Origin of the sequence: Neobacillus drentensis (assembly GCF_036962765.1) — a bacterium.
Lineage (GTDB): Bacteria > Bacillota > Bacilli > Bacillales > Cytobacillaceae > Neobacillus > Neobacillus drentensis_C.
Window position 1 is genome coordinate 1 of sequence record NZ_JBALOS010000041.1, and the last position, 22,944, is coordinate 22,944.

Here is a 22,944-nt window from a genome sequence, read left to right on the forward strand (position 1 = left end):
TAAGTCCTCTTCAATTAATGAATTTATGTTCTTCAATTCATCAAGAGACAACTCTTCTATTCCTTTATTATGATCTTCACAATAAATGACAATAGAACCAACAATACTATGTGCATCTCTAAATGCAACCCCTTTGCTAACTAAATAATCAGCGACTTCTGTTGCATTGAGAAAGCCATATTTCACAGCTTTTTTCATATTTTCAGTATTCACCTTCATAGTAGAAATCATATTAGACATAATTTCTAGACATGATAACACTGTATCCAATGTATTAAAAAATGGTTCTTTATCTTCCTGCATATCCTTATTGTAAGCCAGTGGCAACCCTTTCATCGTTGTTAAAAGTGAAGTAAGAGATCCATATACTCGACCTGTTTTTCCTCTTATAAGCTCTGCTGCGTCTGGATTTTTCTTCTGAGGCATAATACTGCTGCCCGTAGAATATGCATCATCAATACTAATAAATTTAAACTCTTGACTACTCCATAAAATCAGTTCCTCACTTAATCTGCTTAAATGCATCATGATGATCGAAAAACAAGACATTAATTCTAATAGATAATCTCTATCACTAACTCCATCGAGGAAATTGGACACAGGTTTTGAAAATCCCAACTCCTTAGCTGTCATTTCTCGGTCTATAGTATGAGTTGTTCCTGCCAATGCTCCACACCCAAGTGGACTTTCGTCCATAATTTCAATCGCATTCAGGACTCTTTTTCTGTCCCGATCCAACATATTAAAGTAGGCCATTAAATGGTGCTTAAGAGTGACTACTTGAGCTCGCTGTAAATGGGTGTATCCTGGCATAATCACATTGTTTGCATTTGCTTTTTCTTTCAGGCTATTTTGCAGCCTATCAATATACTCGATCACTTCTAACGCCTTATTTTTTGCGTAAAGTCTGATATCTAAAGCAACTTGGTCATTTCGACTTCTTGCTGTATGAAGTTTTTTTGCTGTTTCCCCTATTCGTTCTGTTAACTTTGCTTCAACAAAACTATGAATATCTTCAAAATCTCCTTCGATCGCTAATGTTCCGCTTTCGATATCTTCCAATATCGAAAGAAGAGACTTAGTAATACTTTCTCCTTCATCCGTTGTTAGTAATTCACATTTCGCAAGCATATTTACATGTGCAATACTGCCTTTAATATCTTCAGAATAAATCCTCTTATCAACATGAAGTGAACTATTAAAGTCCTCCATTAGTTTATTTTCTTCTTTTCTAAAACGTCCTCCCCAAAGCTTCATAAGCAATTCTCCTTTTATAAAATGAAATTGTTATTAAACGGCATTTCCCATATCTTGAAATTCTTGAATGTTTCCCTTTTTTCGCATATACCAAATACCGTTATAAACTGCAAAGTAGTAAAAAATGATTCCTATTATTGCCACGATAACGGACATAAAGGGCTCTGGAATCATTCCCTTACCACCAAAATTTCCGATTGATGAAATCCCAACGAGCATCAGAATATAAAAAACAAGATAGATCCCGCCAAAGATTTCTATCGATTTATGTTTATTGATAAAATGAACAATTAAATATCCTGCAAGTCCAATCACTAATCCCCAAATGGCAAGTTGAACTCTGCTCCAGTTTGTCCAATAGATAAGTAAAGTAGCAAATACAAAGGCTAAAGGAGCAATAATAGGCATGCCTAGTATACCGTTGTCTTTTGTCAAACCAACCTTACGAAAAACCATTACTGTGACACATGCTGAAGCGTATTTAAAAATCCCAATTGCTCCAACAATTGCTACAATCGCAGTCCAGCTCTTTAAAGGGAACAAGAAAAGCAATCCGATAAGGAAGTTGAGAGTGAGTGCACGTGTTGGAACCCCAAATTTTTTATTAATGGATCCGAAATAAGATGGCAGGAATCCACTTTTCGCCATTGCAAAAACATGTCTTGAAGTCCCGGCTGTATAAGCAAGCGCTGATCCAGTTGGGGAAATCATTGCGTCCGCTGTAATGGTCCAAGATAGCCAAACCATATTCGCCATAAGTGCTAAATTCGCAAATGGAGAGTCAAATTTAATTCCACTCCAACCGTTAGCCAGCATTTCTGGTGGAACGGCCCCAATAAAAACGATTTGAAGTAAAACATATAAAATAGCAGAAATTGATAGAGATGCGATAAGAGCAAGTGGAATATTACGCCTTGGGTTTTTAACCTCGCCGCCCATCATAATCACATTCCCAAATCCTGTATAGGCAAAAAATATACCACTAGTTAAGATTGCGCTTAGTCCTGCTCCAAATCCATAAGGGGCGAACCCATGACTTGTATAATTCTCTGCATGAAAACCTGTCATAAAGAAAGCAATAATGGTGAGAAGAGGTACGATAAATTTAATCGTGGTAATAACGGTATTCGTGACAGCAAATAATTTCACACCAAAATAGTTCACAACCACAAATAATACCATTAAAACAGTCGATGCCAGAATTCCTGTTGTAGTTAGTTGCTCCTTAGTTAAATCATATAGTCCAGGCCAGAACTGATTAGCGTATTGAATAACTCCTGACGATTCCACGGGTGCAGTGGCACAGTAGCCAAGCCAAATAGAATAACTTGTCACGGTACCAAGTAATTTCCCGTGGGAATAAAGGGGATAACGGGCCAACCCTCCTGCTTCTGGTCTTACCCTTCCTAATTCAGCATAAACAAGGGCAATAAGAGTGATAACGAATGCCGCAATAATCCATGACATAATAGCTGCAGGTCCAGCCATTTTTGCCGTATTCCATGGTCCAAAAAGCCAGCTTGATCCAATAATTCCTCCAAGAGATAGTGCTGTAAGTGACCAAAAGCCCATTTTCTTTTTTAAATATTGTTCTTGATTCATGAAATTCCCTCTCTCTTATTGGGGTATATTATTATTTGTCCTACTACTACCATAAAAATTCTAAATGACCTCTAGAAACATAAATAGCTTAGTACTTTACTTAAAATAAATAACTCCTTTCCAATTTTTTAAGTAATACTTAGATAAGCTAACTTTATCCTAACAAATAAAAAAACAACTAGGACACTTTAGCTTAACCATGATGCTTCCACGATGATTAGCAAAATTTGTAGATAGGTTTTAAGGTTAAAAAGAGGTAATTACCCTAAAAAGATTTTATTTTAATTGTTTTCATATTGCAATATATTTTTTGAAAATTCACACCATGAATGCTAAGTGAATTCGTTCACAAGTGGTAGAGAAAGGAATTTTAAATTGTAAAGTACTGTTATCAAGTTATATCTTGGTGGAAATGATAAATTTAAAAAATCTACGACTTCTCCAAATAGAGGTAGATTAATTGTTTCATCAAATGACAAAAAATCAATTGACACGGTTTGGTTTTATACAGGAGCTGAGTTAGCTGCATACTGTTCTAGACAAAAGGGAAAATCATCGTGTAACCTATAAGAAAACAGATAAGTGCCTAGTGATCAGGTACTGGAAGGTAGGTACATATGTATCAGATTGGAATTGTAGGCCCTAAAACTTCGGTAGATCGAATTTTAACTCTTACGAAGAAAATGGATTTGAGCTTGCGATTTTTACCTTTTCCGTACAACCATTTTCAGGAGACTGGTGCCATCGTCAAAGAAAATGATCATCAGGTTGATATTTGGTTTTTTTCGGGTAAGCTTTCCTATATTATTGCAAAAAAAATCATGAATTCTGATGAACAATTGATACATATTCAACATACAGAAGCAAGTCTTTACCGTTGTTTTTTGCAGACGGCTCTTAACCACCATGTAATCGTCGAAAGGGTTAGTATCGATGAGCTTGAAGAGACAAAAATAGAAGAAGCATTAGAACAGATTGATGTACCCGTTTCTAATGTTTACATTAAAAGATATGGAATACAGACCAATCCAAACGAGTTACTGAAGTATCACCTAAACTTATGGGAAGAAGGTAAGATTGATGTTGCAATAACTTGTTTCGAGGGGGTTTATAAAAGTTTACTAGCAGCAGGTGTTCCAGCCTACTGGTATACCCCTACAAGTCTTGAAATTCAGCAAACCATGCGAATTTTGGAGGAAAAGGTAAGGGCCTTCTATTTTAAGGATACTCAAATTGGTGTGGGAATCATTGATATTAATGATTTTGATAAGATTGCTGAAAAAGCAAGGAGCCCCTACCGTTTACAGTATTTGGAGACCCGTCTTAAGGAATCGTTAATTCGGTTGTGTGAGTCCTTAGACGGTTCTCTCATGGAGCGTGGGAATGGGCGATATGTTATTTTTAGTTCGCGTGGTGCCATTGAGCGAAATATTAGCATGCTGGTTCAGACGGTGGATCAGCTATCTCTTGAATCCGAGTCGACGATCGCAGTTGGAATTGGTTATGGAGAAACAGTCTTTGCAGCTGAGGTTAATGCTCTTAGTGCAATCCAGCGGTCCAAAGAAAGGAAGGATCGTGGAATTGTAATTATCCAGGAGGATGGGCAGGTAATCGAATCTGCAGGGAAAGACGATGAGTTGTCTTATTCTTATCGACTTGAAGATAAGGATTTTCTAGAAAAGCTAGAAAAAGGAAATGTAAGTGTTCGAATGTATAGTAAACTAGCAGCGATTGTAAGACGATTGGGCTTAACAGGTTTTACAACAAAAGAAATAGCTACCCATCTTCGTCTCGATGAGAGAAATGTTAGACGGATGGTTACCAGTTTAACAGAAGTGGGTTTAGCGGAGTACATGGGTTCGGAAGGATCTGCCTCTCGTGGTAGGCCAAGTAAAATATATCGTTTAACATAAAGCGGATGGTGAAGAACATAGCCGTAAAGCTAATTTATTTTATACAATTAAGGGAAAGAATTACTTAATAGCACGTAAGATTCCGGTTCTTGAGATGTGGGTTCGATTCCTGCCGAGGGCGTCATTAAAGCTTCCTGTTATTTTTAACAGGGGTTTTTTTATTGGAAAAATAGTTTGGTTTTTCCAGTAAATGTCTAACTACACAAAACCTATCGAAAATGGCACAAAATTCACTCGAAATTGCACAATACCTTGATAAAATGGCACAAAACCACCAAAAATGTATCTAAATAAAAGTAAATCCAAGTAAATCCACCATGCTAAATGAATCAAAAATGGTCACTTAGCTACCTGATTATCATTTTCCATTCCCGAATTTCATTCCTTCGTGTAAAATAGAAAACAGGGGGGATCAGAATGAACTTGAAGGCTGGTTTATGGCAACAGCAAACATTAAAATTGGCGATGACGCAAGAGTTATCGCAGGCTATTGCATTGTTGCAGTACTCTGCCCAGGAGTTAACTGCTTTTTTAGAAGATAAGGCACTTGAAAATCCCCTATTGCAGATTGAAAATAGCAATATTAAACCAATGAATCCACTTATTGACCGAAATCGTAGTAAGCACCAAAAAGCTGAAAAGGACTGGATTGAACAAATCGCTGACAAACCATTTTCGCTTGAAGATTATTTACTTTCTCAATTAAAACTAACGAATTTATCGGGGGAACAATTAAGTGTGATTCGTCTTCTCATTCAATATTTGGATGAAAACGGTTACTTTGGTGGCGACCTTAATGAAATCGCCCAAAAACTACGAGTATCGGAAGAGGTAGCTGAAGAATGCCTAGCCATCATCCAAACACTGGAGCCAGCGGGGATTGGTGCAAGGGACCTTCAAGAGTGCCTATTGATGCAACTATATTATCTAGATCCTGCTAATGAATTAGCTCAAAAGATTATCTCTGATTATTTCATTCCATTCGCCGAAAAGAAGTGGAAACCAATTGCCAAGGAATTGAAGGTAACCCTTAAAGATATTCAAAATATCTTTGACCAAATTCAGTCCCTGAACCCCAAACCGGGAACTATTTTAGGCAAAGAAGTTACCACCTATATTATTCCGGACGCGATTGTCGAGCAAACGAGCGAGGGACTAACCGTCAGGATGTCGGATGAATCGCTGCCAAGGATAAGTCTTAATGAGCAGTATTATCATAAATTCAAAGACCAAGACCAACAAGTAAGCCGCTTCCTGCAGGATAAACTGCAGGATTACCAGTGGATTCAAAAAAGTATAGAGCAGCGGAAAGAGACACTAACAAGGGTGATTGCAAAAATTATTGAAAAGCAGACTGCATTTTTTCAAAAAGGATCACAATATCTAGTACCAATGACTATGAAGGAAATCGCTGGAGAACTTAATATTCATGAATCTACCGTCAGCCGCGCTGTTCGCGAAAAATATGTGCAAACACCAAACGGGACGTTTCCATTAAAGTCTTTTTTTACAAGTACGATTCAAAACGTGTCGGTGGATGAAAATACCTCATCCACACAAGTAAAAAAGAAAATTGCGACGTTAATTGAAAATGAGATTAAACAAAAACCGCTTTCTGATCAAGATATTGTCGAACAATTAAAAACAGAGGAAGGTATGGTGGTTTCAAGAAGGACGATTGCAAAGTACCGGGATCAGTTGGGAATTCCATCCTCTGCGAAGAGAAAAAGGTTTGACTGAAAGGAACAAAATAATGGAGCAAACAATCATTACGTTATATACAAGGAAAAGTTGTCCGCTTTGTGACAAGGCAAAAGACACCTTACTCGAGCTCAAAAACGAGTGGAATTTCAATTTAGAAGAAATTGATATTGAGTCCAGTGATGAATTAACCGAACAATACGGGTTAATGATTCCAGTCGTTTATATCGATGGGGTAGAGGCCGGTTTTGGCGTCATTAACAAATTTGACATAAGTAACCGTTTGCAAGAAAAAAAAGCCAACCTTAATAGTTGAAATAGATTTTCACTCCTGTTACAATGAAAAACGTAGCAAGGGTGATTTTTTTTTAATGTAGTGGGACACAATATGTCTATGGTGGACATTTTTAGACCAACTACATATAATAAAGGAGCATGTGATTCATGCAGTCATTTATCGATATCCAGAAAAGACTATTGCCCGACCTCCTTCAGGTTCTGCAAAAGAGATATTCTATCCTAAGATATATAGGTTTTATGCAGCCGGTAGGGAGAAGGAGTGTAGCGGTCAGCCTGGGATATACGGAAAGAGTCCTTCGCGGCGAAGTAGAATTCTTAAGGGAGCAAGATTTAATTTACACAAATAATGTGGGAATGAGCTTAACTCCTGAAGGGAAAAATTTGCTAGAAGACTTAGAAGGTTTTATGCGTGAGTTAAAAGGTATTGATGTGATGGAGTTGGAATTAAAACACCGCCTCGGCATTAAAAAAGTCATCATCGTGCCTGGAGATAGTGATGAATCGCCGATGGTTAAAGGTGAACTGGGCAAGGCAAGTGCTGTGTGCATGAAAAAACTACTCGGCGGAAAAAATATCATTGCTGTAACTGGTGGTTCAACGATGGCTGCTGTCGCAGACAGACTTTCACCAGAGCTTTCCCAAAAGGAAATACTTTTTGTCCCGGCTAGGGGCGGAGTAGGCGAGGATGTTCACAATCAAGCAAATACGATTTGCTCGATCATGTCGAATAACACCCATACGAACCATCGAGTGTTTTACGTACCTGACCAGGTAAGTACCGATATTTATGAATCGCTTATCAAAGAACCTGGCATTTATGAAGTATTAAAACTAATAAAATCAGCAAGCATGGTTATTCATGGGATTGGGGATGCTATCACAATGGCTGAGCGACGCAAAACGGACCCTGAAGTTTTGCATAAGCTGGAAAATGAAAAAGCTGTGGGTGAAGCATTTGGCTATTATTTTAACGAACAAGGAGAAATCCTTCATAAAGTCTTAACGATTGGGCTGCAGTTAGAAGATTTAGTCAACATTCCGAATGTCATCGCTGTTGCAGGTGGGGGCTCGAAGGCAAAAGCCATCAAAGCATATTTAAAACAAGCGCCGACATCAACGATATTAATTACAGATGAAGGTGCAGCAAGAACGTTATTAAAAGGGTAAATCCTTTTTAAAATAAAAAACATCCTTACCCAATTTAAAGGAGGAAATTTATCATGTCAGTAAAAGTTGGTATTAACGGATTTGGACGTATTGGTCGTAACGTATTTCGTGCGGCTTTAAACAACAGCAATGTGGAAATCGTAGCAATTAATGACTTAACAGATGCAAATATGCTTGCACATCTTTTAAAATATGATACTGTTCACGGAACTCTTGCAGAAGACGTTACAGTTGATGGAGAATACTTAGTAGTAGGCGGACATAAAGTAAAAGTTATCGCAGAGCGCGATCCTGCACAATTAGGCTGGGGAGATCTTGGTGTTGAGGTTGTAGTTGAATCAACAGGCCGTTTCACAAAGCGTGAAGATGCTGCAAAACACCTTGAAGCAGGAGCTAAAAAAGTTATTATCTCTGCTCCAGCAGACAATGAAGATATCACAATTGTTATGGGTGTAAACGAAGATAAATACGATCCAAATAACCACCACGTATTATCTAACGCTTCTTGTACAACAAACTGCCTGGCTCCATTTGCAAAAGTATTAAATGATACATTCGGAATCAAGCGTGGAATGATGACAACTGTTCACTCATACACAAATGACCAACAAATCCTTGACTTACCACACAAGGACTACCGCCGTGCTCGTGCAGCAGCTGAAAACATGATCCCAACTTCAACTGGTGCTGCTAAGGCAGTCGCTCTTGTTTTACCTGAACTTAAAGGTAAATTAAACGGTATGGCTATGCGTGTTCCAACTCCAAACGTTTCTGTTGTTGACTTAGTAGCAGAATTAGAAAGAGATGTTACAGCTGAAGAAGTAAACCAAGCATTAAAAACTGCTGCTGAAGGCCCATTAAAAGGCATCTTAGCTTACAGCGACCTGCCATTAGTATCTACTGACTATAACGGCGCTACAGTTTCTTCAACAATCGATGCATTATCTACAATGGTTCTTGAAGGCAACATGGTAAAAGTATTATCTTGGTACGATAACGAAGTTGGTTACTCTAACCGCGTTGTTGACCTTGTAGATTACCTAGCAAAAAAAGGACTTTAATATCTAAACAGACAATGATTGGAGTTCAATCATAAGACGTTACAAATACAAAGGTTTTCCAAAGGGGAGCGGGGAGTATATGCCCCCTTCCCCTTTTTAGTTATAATAAGATTACTGCCTAGCTTCTGCGCCGCTAACAAGGCGCTTACGCTTTAATACTTAGGAGGTCCTTTATGAATAAGAAAACGCTCAAAGATGTCGATGTAAAAGGTAAACGCGTATTTTGCCGGGTTGATTTTAACGTTCCAATGCAAGAGGGGAAAATTACCGATGAAACGCGGATTCGTGCAGCACTTCCAACGATTCAATATCTAGTAGATCAAGGCGCTAAAGTCATTCTAGCCAGCCATTTCGGCCGTCCAAAAGGGAAAGTAGTCGAAGACATGCGCTTAACTCCAGTCGGTGTCAGACTGTCTGAACTGCTTGGTAAAGACGTGAAAAAAGCAGATGAAGCTTATGGTGATTCGGTCAAAGCATTGATTGAAACCATGTCCGAAGGCGATGTTCTGCTGCTTGAAAATGTTCGTTTCTATCCTGGTGAAGAGAAGAATGATCCAGAGTTGGCAAAAGCTTTTGCTGAACTGGCGGATGTTTATGTAAATGATGCCTTTGGTGCAGCACATCGTGCCCATGCATCAACTGAAGGGATTGCACATATTTTACCAGCCGTTTCCGGACTTTTAATGGAAAAAGAATTGGATGTACTTGGAAAAGCAATTTCCAATCCTGAGCGTCCATTTACAGCGATTATCGGTGGAGCTAAGGTAAAGGACAAGATCGGTGTTATTGAAAACCTATTAGAATTAGTCGATAACTTAATCATCGGCGGCGGACTTGCTTATACATTCGTGAAAGCACAAGGTCACGAAGTAGGGAAATCCCTTCTAGAGGCAGACAAGATTGATCTTGCAAACTCATTTATTGAAAAAGCAAAGGCTAAGGGTGTTAATTTCTATATGCCTGTTGATGCTGTAGTGGCGGATGATTTCTCTGCAGACGCTAATTCAAAAGTAGTGGGCATTGAAGAAATTCCAGCGGATTGGGAAGCACTTGATATTGGACCAAAAACGGCTGAAATCTACCGTGATGTGATCCAAAAATCAAAACTAGTGATTTGGAATGGACCAATGGGCGTGTTTGAAATCGACAAATTCGCTGGCGGCACAAAAGCAGTCGCAGAAGCACTTGCTGAAGCAGAAGGTACATATTCAGTTATTGGCGGCGGAGATTCTGCAGCAGCCGTTGAAAAATTCAATTTAGCAGATAAAATGAGCCACATCTCCACAGGCGGCGGCGCGTCACTTGAATTTATGGAAGGCAAAGCCCTACCAGGAGTCGTGGCATTGAACGATAAATAAATTTATTAAAAGAATTGATTTTTGCGAAATTTACGACACTCCTGCGGGAACGTGAGCCAGGTGAGACCCCGCAGGGAGGAACGACCGAGGAGGCTCACGGGCGAGCCCGCGGAAAGGGAGTGAATTTTGCAAAAATCCCTTTTCAAAAAGTAGGAAAGATGAAAGGATGTGCCAGTATGCGTAAACCAATTATTGCAGGTAACTGGAAAATGAACAAAACACTTTCTGAAGCAAAAAGCTTTGCTGAGGAAGTAAAAGGACTTGTACCTGTCCCAGAAAAAATGGATTCTGTAATCTGCGCACCAGCTTTATTTTTACAAAGTCTCGTCGAAGTAACAGAAGGAACGAATGTAAAAATTGGTGCTCAAAATATGCACTTTGAAGAAAGCGGAGCATTTACAGGCGAAATCAGCCCGAAAGCACTTGCTGACCTTGCAGTTCAATATGTGATCATCGGACACTCAGAACGCCGTGAAATGTTCAATGAAACAGATGAAACAGTCAACAAGAAAGCAATTGTAGCCTTTAAATACAATTTAACTCCGATCGTATGCTGTGGTGAAACATTAGAGCAGCGTGAAAATGGTGAAACCAACAAATTAGTTGGCGATCAAGTGGCAAAAGCTCTAAAAGGCTTATCTGCTGATCAAGTAAAGCAAACTGTCATCGCGTACGAACCAATTTGGGCGATTGGTACAGGGAAATCCTCTACTTCAGCCGATGCGAATGAAGTGTGTGCGCATATCCGTCAGGTCGTAGCACAGCAATTCTCGCAAGATGTGGCCGATGCTGTACGAATTCAGTATGGCGGCAGTGTGAAACCAGAAAATATTAAGGAATATATGGCGCAACCAGATATCGATGGTGCATTAGTAGGCGGAGCAAGCCTTGAAGCACAATCTTTCTTACAACTACTGGAGGCAGGCAGCTATGAGTAAATCTCCAGTTGCTCTTATCATCCTTGACGGCTTTGGATGCAGGGGCGAAACAAAAGGAAATGCGGTTGCGCAGGCGAAAAAACCTAATTTTGACCGCTTTTGGAGTGAGTATCCTAACTCTCATTTAACAGCTTCTGGTGAGGCAGTAGGCCTTCCAGAAGGACAAATGGGTAACTCAGAAGTAGGACACTTGAATATCGGTGCTGGTCGTATTGTTTACCAAAGCTTAACAAGAGTGAACATAGCGATTCGAGAAGGTGAATTTGAAAAAAATGAAACCTTTACGGGTGCGATGGAGCACGTTAAGAAAAATGGCACTGCCCTTCATTTGTTCGGATTGTTGTCAGATGGTGGTGTACATAGCCATATTCAACATATGTTTGCTTTGCTGAAATTGGCAAAAGAAGAAGGCGTGGAAAAGGTATATGTACATGCTTTCCTTGACGGCCGTGATGTAGGTCAGAAAACAGCAAGGAAATATATTCAAGAGACATTAGAAAAAATGAAGGAATACGGTGTAGGTGAATTTGCAACGATCTCAGGGAGATACTACTCTATGGACCGTGATAAACGCTGGGAGCGTGTCGAAAAATCGTACCGTTCTATGGTTTATGGCGAGGGCCCTGCCTACTCAAACCCTTTAGACGTGGTTGAAGACTCTTATTCACATGGAATCTTTGATGAATTCGTGATCCCATCTGTGATTACAAAAGAAGATGGACAGCCGGTTGCAACAATCAAGGACAATGATGCGGTTATTTTCTATAACTTCCGTCCAGACCGGGCCATTCAGATTTCCAATACGTTTACGAATGATGACTTCCGTTCTTTTGACCGCGGACCAAAGCATCCGAAAGAATTATTCTTCGTGTGCTTAACCCACTTCAGTGAATCAGTGGATGGATATGTTGCCTTTAAACCATCGAACTTAGATAACACACTAGGTGAAGTATTGGCTCAAAACAACATGAAGCAATTAAGAATTGCTGAAACAGAAAAATATCCACATGTTACGTTCTTTATGAGCGGCGGCCGTGAAGAAAAGTTCCCTGGCGAAGAGCGGATCTTAATCAACTCTCCGAAGGTAGCAACATACGATCTTCAGCCGGAAATGAGTGCATATGAAGTCACTGACGCACTCATCAAAGAAATTCAAGCAGATAAATTTGATGCGATTTTACTAAACTTCGCGAACCCTGACATGGTGGGCCATTCAGGTATGCTGGAGCCCACAATTAAAGCGATTGAAACAGTCGATGAATGCTTAGGAAAAATCATTGATTTAATTCTAGAAAAAGGCGGTTCTGCCATTATTACTGCTGACCATGGGAATGCCGATGAAGTAATTACACTTGAAGGCGAACCAATGACGGCACATACAACGAATCCTGTGCCAGTAATTGTGACAAAACAAGGAATTCAACTGCGTGATGGCGGAATCCTTGGGGATTTAGCGCCAACTATGTTAGACTTATTAGGTCTTGAAAAGCCAGCTGAAATGACGGGAAGTTCGTTAATCAAGTAGACCAAAACATTATTTAATTTTAAGGAGAGATTTTATTATGCCATTTATTGCAGACGTATACGCTCGTGAAGTATTAGATTCCCGCGGTAACCCTACTGTTGAAGTTGAAGTATTTACTGAATCAGGTGCATTTGGCCGCGCTATGGTTCCAAGTGGTGCTTCCACTGGTGAATATGAAGCTGTCGAACTACGTGACGGTGACAAAGAACGTTACCTTGGCAAAGGTGTTCAAAAAGCGGTTGACAATGTAAACGAAATTATCGCACCTCACCTTATTGGTGAAGAATTCAGCGTGTTAGACCAAGTTTCTGTTGACCAAGCTTTAATCGAGCTTGATGGAACTGAAAACAAAGGTAAATTAGGTGCAAACGCAATCCTTGGTGTATCTATGGCGGTTGCTCATGCGGCAGCAAATTACTTAGATATTCCTTTATACCAATACCTTGGCGGTTTCAATTCCAAGCAACTTCCTGTACCAATGATGAATATCGTTAATGGCGGGGAACACGCAGATAACAACGTAGATATTCAAGAATTCATGATTATGCCTGTTGGTGCACCAAACTTTAAAGAAGCTCTTCGTATGGGCGCAGAAATTTTCCATACGTTAAAATCTGTTCTTAAAGGCAAAGGCCTTAACACTGCGGTTGGTGACGAAGGCGGTTTTGCTCCAAACTTAGGATCAAACGAAGAAGCACTTCAAACAATTGTAGAAGCAATCGAAAAAGCTGGCTACAAACCAGGTGAAGAAGTTATGCTTGCTATGGATGCTGCATCTTCTGAGTTTTACAACAAGGAAGATGGAAAATACCATCTTGCTGGCGAAGGTGTTGTGAAAACTTCTGCTGAAATGGTTGATTGGTACGAAGAACTTTCTTCTAAATACCCAATTATCTCAATCGAAGACGGTTTAGATGAAAATGATTGGGAAGGTCACAAGCTTTTAACTGAACGCCTTGGCAAAAAAGTTCAATTAGTTGGTGATGATTTATTTGTTACCAATACACGTAAACTTGCTGAAGGTATTGAAAAAGGGATTGGGAACTCCATCCTTATCAAAGTGAACCAAATCGGTACCCTTACTGAAACATTTGACGCGATTGAAATGGCAAAACGCGCTGGTTACACAGCTGTCATCTCTCACCGCTCTGGTGAAACAGAAGACAACACCATTGCTGACATTGCTGTTGCAACGAATGCAGGTCAAATCAAAACTGGTGCACCTTCTCGTACAGATCGTGTTGCAAAATACAACCAATTGCTTCGCATTGAAGATCAATTAGGTGAAACTGCACAGTACCTAGGGAAGAAGACATTCTATAACTTAAGCAAATAATGTTGCTCAAAAGGCGCACATTTTCGGATGTGTGCCTTTTTTTATTCGCTCTATTAAAGATGCCTGTTAATTTCCACGGACGGTCAGGGGAGCCTCCTCGGCGCTTAGCGCCTGCGGGGTCTCCTCTGCCCCGTCCTCCCGGAGGAGTCTTCGCTGTATCCGTTCCAATCAACAATCAGCTTAAATTATTAGGAATAAGGACTATTGTCTTAAGCGACAAAATATGATAAATTTAATATACTGTGAATTGTACGACTACAGGAGGTGGCCTACATGCATACGTTTTTAGTAATTTTATTAGTGATCGTAAGTATCGGACTAATTGGTGTTGTTATCCTTCAATCTGGTAAAAGTGCTGGATTATCTGGTGCCATTTCTGGTGGTGCAGAATCTCTATTTGGTAAGCAAAAAGCACGCGGACTTGACTTGATTCTACATCGTATTACGATTGTTTTAGCAATCTTGTTTATTCTGCTGTCTATTGCAGTGACTTACTTTAAAATCTAATCCTTCACACACGAACCTGGCCTGAGTGGTCAGGTTTTTTGTTTGATTGAAAAAAATATTACCTGAAGCGTAAGCCATTTTTCTGGAATGTTCACCATTGCTTTGCTAAAACTATACTAAGTGAATTGAAATTAAGGGAGTTTTTATCATGAAAGTTGCTTTACCTAAACCATTTACTTTTGAAGGAGGAAATAGGGCCGTTCTTCTCTTACATGGCTTTACTGGAAACTCCGCAGACGTCCGGATGCTGGGACGTTTTTTAGAGAAAAAAGGGTATTCCTGTCATGCCCCGCACTACAAAGGGCACGGCGTACCTCCTGAAGAACTTGTTCATACTGGTCCAGAAGATTGGTGGCAGGATGTCATCAATGGCTATGAATTTTTGAAAAATAAAGGTCACTCAGAAATTGCAGTGGCAGGATTATCCCTAGGTGGCGTATTTTCCTTGAAATTGGGATACACTGTACCTATAAAAGCCATTATTCCGATGTGTGCACCGATGCATATAAAAAGTGAAGAAGTTATGTATGAAGGAATTCTTGAATACGCTCGAGAATATAAAAAACGTGAAGGAAAATTAAACGAGCAAATCGAAATCGAAATGAATGAGTTTAAGCAGACACCAATGAAAACATTAAAGGCCTTACAGGTATTGATCGCCGATGTACGTGAAAATGTGGATATGATTTATGCGCCCACGTTTGTCGTTCAGGCACGCCATGACAAGATGATTAACACTGAAAGTGCGAATATTATTTATAACGAAATCGAATCAGTCGTTAAGGATTTGAAATGGTATGAAGAATCCGGTCACGTCATTACCCTTGACAAAGAACGGGAGCAATTACATGAGGATGTTTATACATTCTTAGAAAAGCTAGACTGGCGCGATTAACAAAGCAACTACAAAGGAGGATTAGTTTGGAAGATAATATACAAAAGCATATTGATAAGGTTTTACAATATATGAAAGATGAGGCTTACAAGCCATTGACTGTTCAAGAACTTGAAACAGCCTTTGGCATCCAGGACTCTAGTGATTTTAAGGAGTTTGTAAAAGCACTGGTGCAAATGGAGGAAAAGGGCTTAGTCGTTAGAACACGCAGTAACCGATACGGACTTCCAGAGAAAATGAACTTAATTCGTGGAAAACTTATCGGTCATGCAAAAGGCTTTGCGTTTGTCGCACCAGATGAACCTGGGATGGATGATATTTTTATTCCGCCTAATGAAACAAACACCGCCATGCATGGAGATATTGTCCTAGCACGTGTGTCTACTGAAAGCACGGGTCAGCGCCGGGAAGGAAGCATTATTCGCATCATTGAACGCGGAGTCCAGCAAATTGTTGGAACGTATGTGGAAAGCAAAAGCTTTGGCTTTGTCATTCCAGATGATAAGAAGTTTGCCAGTGATATTTTTATTCCAAAGGCAGCCTCCAAAGGGGCGGTCGAAGGCCATAAGGTGGTTGTAAAGCTGACCACTTACCCAGAAGGGCGGAAGAGTGCTGAGGGCGAAGTGATTACGATTCTTGGACACAAAAACGATCCGGGCGTAGACATCCTTTCAGTCATACATAAGCACGGTTTACCAATGGCCTTTCCTGACGAAGTGTTAAAACAGGCAAACGAGGTGCCTGACACCATTGCTGAAAGTGAATTGGCCAATCGCCGCGATCTTCGAAATGAAACGATTGTCACGATTGATGGGGCCGATGCTAAGGACCTTGATGATGCAGTAACTGTGACAAGGCTTGAGAACGGCAACTATAAGCTTGGCGTCCATATCGCAGACGTTAGCTATTATGTAAAAGAAGGCACGCCAATTGACCTGGAAGCGGAAGAACGGGCTACGAGTGTGTATTTAGTCGACCGAGTCATCCCGATGATTCCCCACCGTTTATCGAATGGAATCTGTTCCTTAAATCCGAAGGTAGACCGGTTGGTACTATCCTGCGAAATGGAAATTACCTCAGAGGGCGCCGTTGTTTCGCATGAGATTTTTCAAAGTGTGATTAAAACAACGGTGCGAATGACCTATCATGCTGTAAATATGATTCTTGCTGAAAATGATGAAGAAACGCGAGCTAGATACGAACCACTTGTACCCATGTTCGAAATGATGGAAGAGTTGGCTGCTATCTTACGAAACAAACGGATGAAGCGGGGAGCGATCGACTTTGATTTTAAGGAATCAAAGGTTCTGGTTGATGAGGAAGGAAAACCAACCGATGTCGTTCTTCGCGAGCGTTCGGTGGCTGAACGATTAATTGAAGAGTTTATGCTTGCCGCCAATGAAACCGTGGCAGAGCATTTTCACTGGATGGAAGTTCCGTTTATTTACCGTATTCACGAGGATCCCAAGGAGGATAAACTACGCAGGTTTTTCGAGTTTATCACCAATTTCGGCTACATTGTAAAAGGGACAGCAAATGATGTCCACCCTAAGGCGCTTCAAGAGATTATTGAAGAGGTTCAAGGAAAGCCTGAGGAAATGGTTATTTCGAAGGTTATGCTTCGCTCGATGCAGCAGGCCAAATATGATCCAGAAAGTCTTGGACATTTTGGTTTATCAACAGAGTTCTATACCCATTTCACTTCGCCGATTCGCCGATATCCGGATACAATTGTTCATCGTTTAATCCGGACCTACTTAATCGAAGGAAAGCTTGATTCAACCACGCAGGAAAAATGGAATGCGCGCTTACCTGAAATTGCGGATCATTCTTCAAAAATGGAGCGACGCTCGGTGGATGCCGAGCGAGAAACGGACGATTTGAAGAAAGCAGAGTACATGGAGGACAAGATTGGCGAGGAATATGACGGCATTATCAGCTCTGTCACCAATTTTGGAATGTTTGTGGAGCTGCCAAATACGATTGAAGGCCTCGTCCATGTCAGCTATATGACGGATGATTACTATCGTTACGATGAGCGCCACCTTGCGATGATTGGCGAGCGGACAGGAAATGTCTTCCGAATTGGTGATGAAATTACCGTTAGGGTGGTTAAGGTTAATAAAGATGAACGCTCTATCGATTTTGAAATTGTCGGCATGAAAGGTACACGCCGTGAACGTGTCGAGACGCCAAAGGTATTCAAAACAGGCAGTGATACGAAGAAACCGCGGCGCAATAAACAGCAAGGCGACCGTACTCAAGACCGCAATCAAAAGTCTGAAACGGGTGGCGGTCAGGGTAACAAGGCGAAAAAGAAAAGAAAGTTTTACGATAATGTCCCTAAAAATAAAAGCACTAAACGAAAAAACCGATAAGCTATTACGTTTTAACTCGTTGTTTACGAAAAAGAAAAACACACGTTAATCTCGTGTGTTTTTCTTTTAATTCGATTCCCACTATTAGATAAACCATTTTTTTATACTAACCTGTTCATAGGGGGCCTTAATAAAATCCTCTTCTCGAACAGGTTTCTATGTTTTTTTAATTTTTTGCTGTTATTTTACTGAGGATTCTTTTTCGAATTAAATCTACGAACAATAAGGATAATGGGAATAAAAACCCGATTGTTATCATAAGTGGAGTCCAAACATCGAGACTTGCTGACCGTGAATATGTAATATTTGGGTATATGACCAAAGAAAGAACTACCAAAATCATACCTAATGGTAATGTCAACGGCCTGTAATCTTTTAAATTTAATATTTGTGCAAATCCAACTGCAGATCCAAAAAAATAAATGATCATTTTGAAATAAAGTGAAATGAACCATATTATGGCGAGCATTGCTTCTAAACGTTGTACAAATCCCCCTACATTAATTTTTCTAGCTAATGAATAACTTGGATACAATTGCCTTACTGAATTATCGACCCCAAGAACTAGAATACTTAAAATTGTAAAGGATAATAGAAAAATCCCTCCAATTAAATTCCCAAAAATTAAACCTTTAAAAGCCCGTTTAGGCTGATTAATAAAGGCAGGAAAAACCATTAGCAGACAGATTAGCGACAGAGAAGAATATTGTAAATACAAGAGGGCAGTCAATATTATTGGTTTTATCCCCGTCTCCATGACAGGCTGCATATTTTGAACTTCAATTTTAGGAGAAAGAAAAAGGATAAAAAAAATAAAAGTTAAATTAACATTGACTTGGGTCATTGGTTTGGTAATTTTATACTGCAATTATAGAAAAAATGAAACAAAAACTTTTACAGATGCACCTTGTTGAACTTGAAGTAAAAAATAAACAGTAAAAGACTCTCAAAACAACCATAAAAGTGCTTGAGGATCAGAGGGAACGATCTCCAGCTAACTCTTTACCCGGAAAAACTAGCAGGAGAACCGTCCCTCTGCTGAAAGGGGGATTTGTTATATGTTAGTTGCATTAATTCTAGTTTTTATTCTTGTATTCTTTCTTATTTTAAAAATCAAAAAAAGAACACCTAAGCAAGTTCCTGAGGAAACGGTTGAAGTAATTTTTAGTAATGAAAATGGACAATACGTGGCTACTGGGAATACAGGTGAATTTATTATTAAAAAAGATAATCGCTTTGAGTTTTTAGTAAAAGACGGTGTCATTATTGCATGTAAAGATAATAGTCGATATCAAGAGTTTATTTACTATAAGGAGGCCTCAAGGTGAGTTTTTTAGATTTGTTATCAAGTAAGGTACAATCTTTTACAGGAGAAGCGGAGCGGCGAGCATTAGTAGAAGAATTTAAGGATGTGCATTCGGAGCATAAAGATACAATTCATTCTAAGATTGCTATATTGAACAAATTGATTGAAGACTTTAACAGAGGCATTCAACAACTAAATAACTTTAGAAAAAATAAAGTAAAAGTAAAGATTGACAATCTTCTCAACTTTTTAATTAAATTCGGGAATGTTGATAGCATGATTACCTTTGCCAATGAAAAACAAAAAGAAATTGCAGAGATCCCTACGAAAGCTTTCGAATCCACAGAAAGTTATATTACAGATATGGACTGGAGTAAGGATGATGTCTTCAAAAAAACGTTTTTCAAACCTTTTGGTGTAAGAGCTGAGACTAGACGTCAAAACCTTTCAATGAAAGAAGAATTGACTGAATATCAAATGGAAATCAAAAGCCGTGAAAAGCAAATTGATTTTAAACAACAACGCATAAACATGGATAAAAAAATTGGTGTTTTATACTACTCTACAATCGAAATGATTGATCAAACGATTGAAAAGAAGATCCTTCCTGAGATGGAATTGGTTGAAGCGATGCTTGAGGCTGAATCCATTAAGAATATGATTCTAGTTCAACAAAAACCAACGGATGCTCCAATGAACAAGGATGTTAGCTTACTTAAAGGGACCATTTATGATCGACATTATCTATTCGTTAAGAACTCTTTCTTATTTTTTATTTTATGTAAAAAAATCTATAACACTCCGATTCTTACAAAATTGTTAAATGAAGAAATAACGAATAACGATTTTATGCAGCTTGAAAATCAAAAAAATGTTCTCGTTAAACAAGATGAAGAATTATCAATTCACATGATGAAGGAGTATAGTCATGGAACTTAAAAAAGTCGTACTGTTTAGAAACAGTCTAGCCGAAAAAGAAAAGAAGATTTACCTTAATATCATGACCCAAATGAATACAAATATGAAGGAATTGTTATCTGCGAATATTGGGACGCAGCTGGTTACCTCATGTGCACGGGATATTTCAGGACAAGTTGTCCGCAAGTATTTTGATATGGGAGATCTATACATCACAGCCGATCAATTAGCGAAACGGATTATATCTTTTGATTATAAAGATGAATATGATCCTCTTCAAGGAAATACCGAGTACCAAAAGGAAGTCATGAATTACAACGATGATTCGGAATTTTCATCAACGTTAAAAAACATCAACAAACGTAATGCGGATGCCACTAAAAAAGTATTCGAGGGTCCGCGCGAAAAAAACGAACCGTACTATGATAAAACTGGTAAGAAATACTCTTCCCGTTCTTACTATAAATACGGTGAAATCAATCCGGAAAGTGATTCCATGAACGATGATTTAACCGGTCAATCGGAACGTAAAGAAACGATTCAAGGTGACCATGTTCGGGCTGTAAAAGACGCTTCCTACAATTCTAATTATTTGGATCAGTCTTATGTGGATGAAATGAAAAAAGTCTATAATTCCGAAGATAATATGCAATGGATCAATGAACGTGCCAATCAGTCCAAGGGTGCTGCCCCCAACGTTGAAGAAACGATCCAAAATTGGGAAACCGCCTCGCCTGACACGAAGAAGGTATTACAGGATAAGGGCTATATAAGCGAAGATGGAAAAGTTCCAAAGCAAGTAAAAAAGGAGCTTGAGAGAAATTATCGTCATATAGGAAATGTTGAAAGTATGACCGCGTTAAAACACACAAACTATAGAAAAGTTAGCGGTGATGCAGTCCTCGCAACCTCGATGTCTATGGGGAAAATTATGACTGGTCAATTGATCTACTATTTCCTACCGCCACTAGTCTATGAAGTCAAAGCGATTTTTAGCAATGGCTTTGTGACGTTAGGAAGTTTTTTTCATGACATAAAAAAAGCAGGAAAGCGTGTGATAAAGTATGTGTCATCGAAACTGAAATATATTCTAGCTAACTTTGCCGGAAACTCTCTTAAAAAGCTACTAAAAACGTTTTTTGATATTTTACTTACGATTGTCAAAGATACGGTAAAGCGTATTATGAATCTAGTGAAGGATTTAGTTCTGGCTCTTGTGGATTCTATCAAAATTCTATTCGACAAAAAAGCAACACCAGCTCAAAAAGCGGATAGTATTTTTAATTTGATGTCAGTTACCATCGCAAATACAGTTGTTATTATTTTAATGGAGTATCTGGAGAAACAATTTTCTTTCCCATCATTTTTAGTAGAAGCAATCGAGATGCTTGCAGTTGTATTAACGACGAATGTGGTGATGCTGATTTTACAGAAAGCGGATCTTTTTAATGTAAGATATGGTTTTATGATGGCAAATATCGAAAAGATTTTTGTTGAATCAAACCATAAGTATGATGCTGCCATTACTACATTAGAAACTGAAACCAATACTGAAATAGATAGTATCATGAATCAAGTGGCAGATGAGATTGCTACAATGGAAGAACGTTTTATGCAAATGAATCTCTATTCGGATTCTGTTAAAGAAGACTTAGAAAAGATTAATCGCATCTTCAATATGGAAATTGATTTTGATAAAGAATGGGAAAGTTATATAGGTTTGGCGAATTAAGGAGGAAATATCGTTGATCATCATTTTAGGTATCGCAGTTGTTATTTTTTTATTATGGTTTTTTGCCAAGTTAAATAGTAGGTAGGTGTACGTAATGGGTCAGGATCAGACGCTTTTTTCGGATTCACAATTAGTCCAAATCAAGCTTGGTGAAAAGCATGGGCTAACAGCCGAGGAAATCGAGCTCTTTGCGCAGCCTCATTTTGATGAGGAACAAATGGAAAGAATCCGTTGGGGCTTAGAACAAGGCTTTCCTATCAAGCAAATCAAGCTTTATGCCAATCCAAGTTTTGAGGCAGATCAAATGAAAATTATCCTATGGGCGATTGAATCGAAATTCTCTGAAATAGAAATTAGTTCAATCGCCAATGCGGATTTAGAAGCGGATGAAATGTTCGTAATCTACGAAGAGATTAGTAGAAAACGGTGAGCAGGAGGACGCATGTTGAACGGAAAAATAGATAAGATTAAAGTACCCAAAAAATCTTTCCACCTAATTTTTTGGTCTTAATTCTTATGCTAGCTTCGGTTGGGGAAGTTGCTACGCGAGGAGCTAGTTGCGTGTCTCGTGATAATCAAAAAAACTTAGTTCAGTTTTGCCGAGAACTCGGTTTAATTGTTAATGAGATTCTTAATAGTAGTAATAAATTGTTGTCAGCCCTTGTAGAACTTTTAAGGCTGTACCGACCAAAATTGCAAGATGAGGCTGAAGAGTTTTATGATATTCGATTCAACTTGCCAGATTCTGTGGGTTTACTATGCGATATTCAAAAAATTACTATGCCGGATGATGACGAATTTTATGATTCGGTAGCACCACTATGTGAAATGGCCCTTGATATTGCTAACCGTATGGTAAGTGCCAACGTAATAATCAATGACATTATTACAATGTATTTTGAACCAAGCAATAATGATATGTATATTCATCTTTGCCTTACCATGCTGAATCCGGTTTCTAACAGCATTTTGTATATACGTAGTAAGCTTGAGAACTACTTAAGGAGACAAGTCAAATATGGCCGGACATAATTGTTTCGGATTATGACA

At 39.0% G+C, this 22,944-nt stretch carries 20 protein-coding genes; 17 read left to right on the forward strand and 3 right to left on the reverse strand.

Going from position 1 to position 22,944, the window contains the following annotated elements; translation table 11 throughout:
- Together argH and V7137_RS06955 are read right to left on the reverse strand one after the other, a co-directional pair.
- The coding region (argH, locus tag V7137_RS06950; protein WP_335697403.1) for an argininosuccinate lyase at positions 1–1,257 on the reverse strand (1,257 nt) is incomplete at its 3' end.
- A 33-nt stretch (positions 1,258–1,290) separates the two neighbouring features.
- Complete coding sequence (locus V7137_RS06955; protein WP_335697404.1) at positions 1,291–2,859, reverse strand: APC family permease; 1,569 nt, start codon at positions 2,857–2,859, stop codon at positions 1,291–1,293.
- A gap of 617 nt (positions 2,860–3,476) precedes the next feature.
- Between V7137_RS06955 and V7137_RS06960 the strand changes: the two genes are divergently transcribed.
- The 12 genes from V7137_RS06960 (at position 3,477) to rnr (ending at position 17,938) form a co-directional block, all read left to right on the forward strand.
- Positions 3,477–4,772: a hypothetical protein gene (locus tag V7137_RS06960; RefSeq protein ID WP_335697405.1), complete on the forward strand. Its 1,296-nt coding sequence runs from the start codon at positions 3,477–3,479 to the stop codon at positions 4,770–4,772.
- A 417-nt stretch (positions 4,773–5,189) separates the two neighbouring features.
- Positions 5,190–6,512: an RNA polymerase factor sigma-54 gene (gene rpoN, locus V7137_RS06965; protein WP_335697406.1), complete on the forward strand. Its 1,323-nt coding sequence runs from the start codon at positions 5,190–5,192 to the stop codon at positions 6,510–6,512.
- Positions 6,505–6,789, forward strand: coding sequence for a glutaredoxin family protein (locus V7137_RS06970; RefSeq protein ID WP_374226315.1), 285 nt, complete (start codon positions 6,505–6,507; stop codon positions 6,787–6,789). The genes rpoN and V7137_RS06970 overlap by 8 nt, the downstream gene beginning before the upstream one ends.
- 128 nt (positions 6,790–6,917) lie before the next feature.
- Complete coding sequence (locus tag V7137_RS06975) at positions 6,918–7,940, forward strand: sugar-binding transcriptional regulator (protein ID WP_335697407.1); 1,023 nt, start codon at positions 6,918–6,920, stop codon at positions 7,938–7,940.
- Between the two features lie 53 nt (positions 7,941–7,993).
- On the forward strand, positions 7,994–9,001 hold the full coding sequence (gap, locus tag V7137_RS06980) for a type I glyceraldehyde-3-phosphate dehydrogenase (protein WP_335697408.1): 1,008 nt from the start codon (positions 7,994–7,996) through the stop codon (positions 8,999–9,001).
- Positions 9,002–9,174: 173 nt separating this feature from the next.
- A complete protein-coding gene (locus V7137_RS06985) occupies positions 9,175–10,359 on the forward strand; it encodes a phosphoglycerate kinase (protein ID WP_335697409.1) in 1,185 nt (394 codons plus the stop codon).
- Between the two features lie 176 nt (positions 10,360–10,535).
- Entirely contained in the window at positions 10,536–11,297 is a 762-nt protein-coding gene (tpiA, locus tag V7137_RS06990; RefSeq protein WP_335697410.1) for a triose-phosphate isomerase, read from the forward strand.
- A complete protein-coding gene (gene gpmI / locus V7137_RS06995) occupies positions 11,290–12,822 on the forward strand; it encodes a 2,3-bisphosphoglycerate-independent phosphoglycerate mutase (protein WP_335697411.1) in 1,533 nt (510 codons plus the stop codon). The genes tpiA and gpmI overlap by 8 nt, the downstream gene beginning before the upstream one ends.
- A gap of 37 nt (positions 12,823–12,859) precedes the next feature.
- Entirely contained in the window at positions 12,860–14,158 is a 1,299-nt protein-coding gene (gene eno / locus V7137_RS07000; RefSeq protein WP_218347651.1) for a phosphopyruvate hydratase, read from the forward strand.
- Positions 14,159–14,431: 273 nt separating this feature from the next.
- Positions 14,432–14,665: a preprotein translocase subunit SecG gene (gene secG / locus V7137_RS07005; protein WP_335697412.1), complete on the forward strand. Its 234-nt coding sequence runs from the start codon at positions 14,432–14,434 to the stop codon at positions 14,663–14,665.
- A 148-nt stretch (positions 14,666–14,813) separates the two neighbouring features.
- Positions 14,814–15,560, forward strand: coding sequence for an alpha/beta hydrolase (locus V7137_RS07010; protein ID WP_335697413.1), 747 nt, complete (start codon positions 14,814–14,816; stop codon positions 15,558–15,560).
- 26 nt (positions 15,561–15,586) lie between these two features.
- The gene (gene rnr, locus V7137_RS07015; protein ID WP_335697414.1) at positions 15,587–17,938 is read left to right on the forward strand and encodes a ribonuclease R; all 2,352 of its coding nucleotides are present in this window, start codon (positions 15,587–15,589) and stop codon (positions 17,936–17,938) included.
- A 166-nt stretch (positions 17,939–18,104) separates the two neighbouring features.
- Here the strand turns inward: rnr and V7137_RS07020 are convergent, their stop codons facing one another.
- Positions 18,105–18,782, reverse strand: coding sequence for a GerAB/ArcD/ProY family transporter (locus tag V7137_RS07020; protein WP_335697415.1), 678 nt, complete (start codon positions 18,780–18,782; stop codon positions 18,105–18,107).
- Between the two features lie 214 nt (positions 18,783–18,996).
- Here V7137_RS07020 and V7137_RS07025 point away from each other — a divergent pair, with 214 nt between their 5' ends.
- The 5 genes from V7137_RS07025 (at position 18,997) to V7137_RS07045 (ending at position 22,926) form a co-directional block, all read left to right on the forward strand.
- On the forward strand, positions 18,997–19,266 hold the full coding sequence (locus V7137_RS07025; RefSeq protein ID WP_335697416.1) for a hypothetical protein: 270 nt from the start codon (positions 18,997–18,999) through the stop codon (positions 19,264–19,266).
- Entirely contained in the window at positions 19,263–20,183 is a 921-nt protein-coding gene (locus V7137_RS07030) for a hypothetical protein (protein WP_335697417.1), read from the forward strand. The genes V7137_RS07025 and V7137_RS07030 overlap by 4 nt, the downstream gene beginning before the upstream one ends.
- A complete protein-coding gene (locus V7137_RS07035) occupies positions 20,173–21,894 on the forward strand; it encodes a hypothetical protein (protein WP_335697418.1) in 1,722 nt (573 codons plus the stop codon). Before V7137_RS07030 ends, V7137_RS07035 begins: the two co-directional genes overlap by 11 nt.
- 94 nt (positions 21,895–21,988) lie before the next feature.
- Positions 21,989–22,324: a hypothetical protein gene (locus tag V7137_RS07040; protein WP_335697419.1), complete on the forward strand. Its 336-nt coding sequence runs from the start codon at positions 21,989–21,991 to the stop codon at positions 22,322–22,324.
- 131 nt (positions 22,325–22,455) lie between these two features.
- Positions 22,456–22,926, forward strand: coding sequence for a hypothetical protein (locus V7137_RS07045; protein WP_335697420.1), 471 nt, complete (start codon positions 22,456–22,458; stop codon positions 22,924–22,926).
- Positions 22,927–22,944 lie beyond the last annotated feature (18 nt).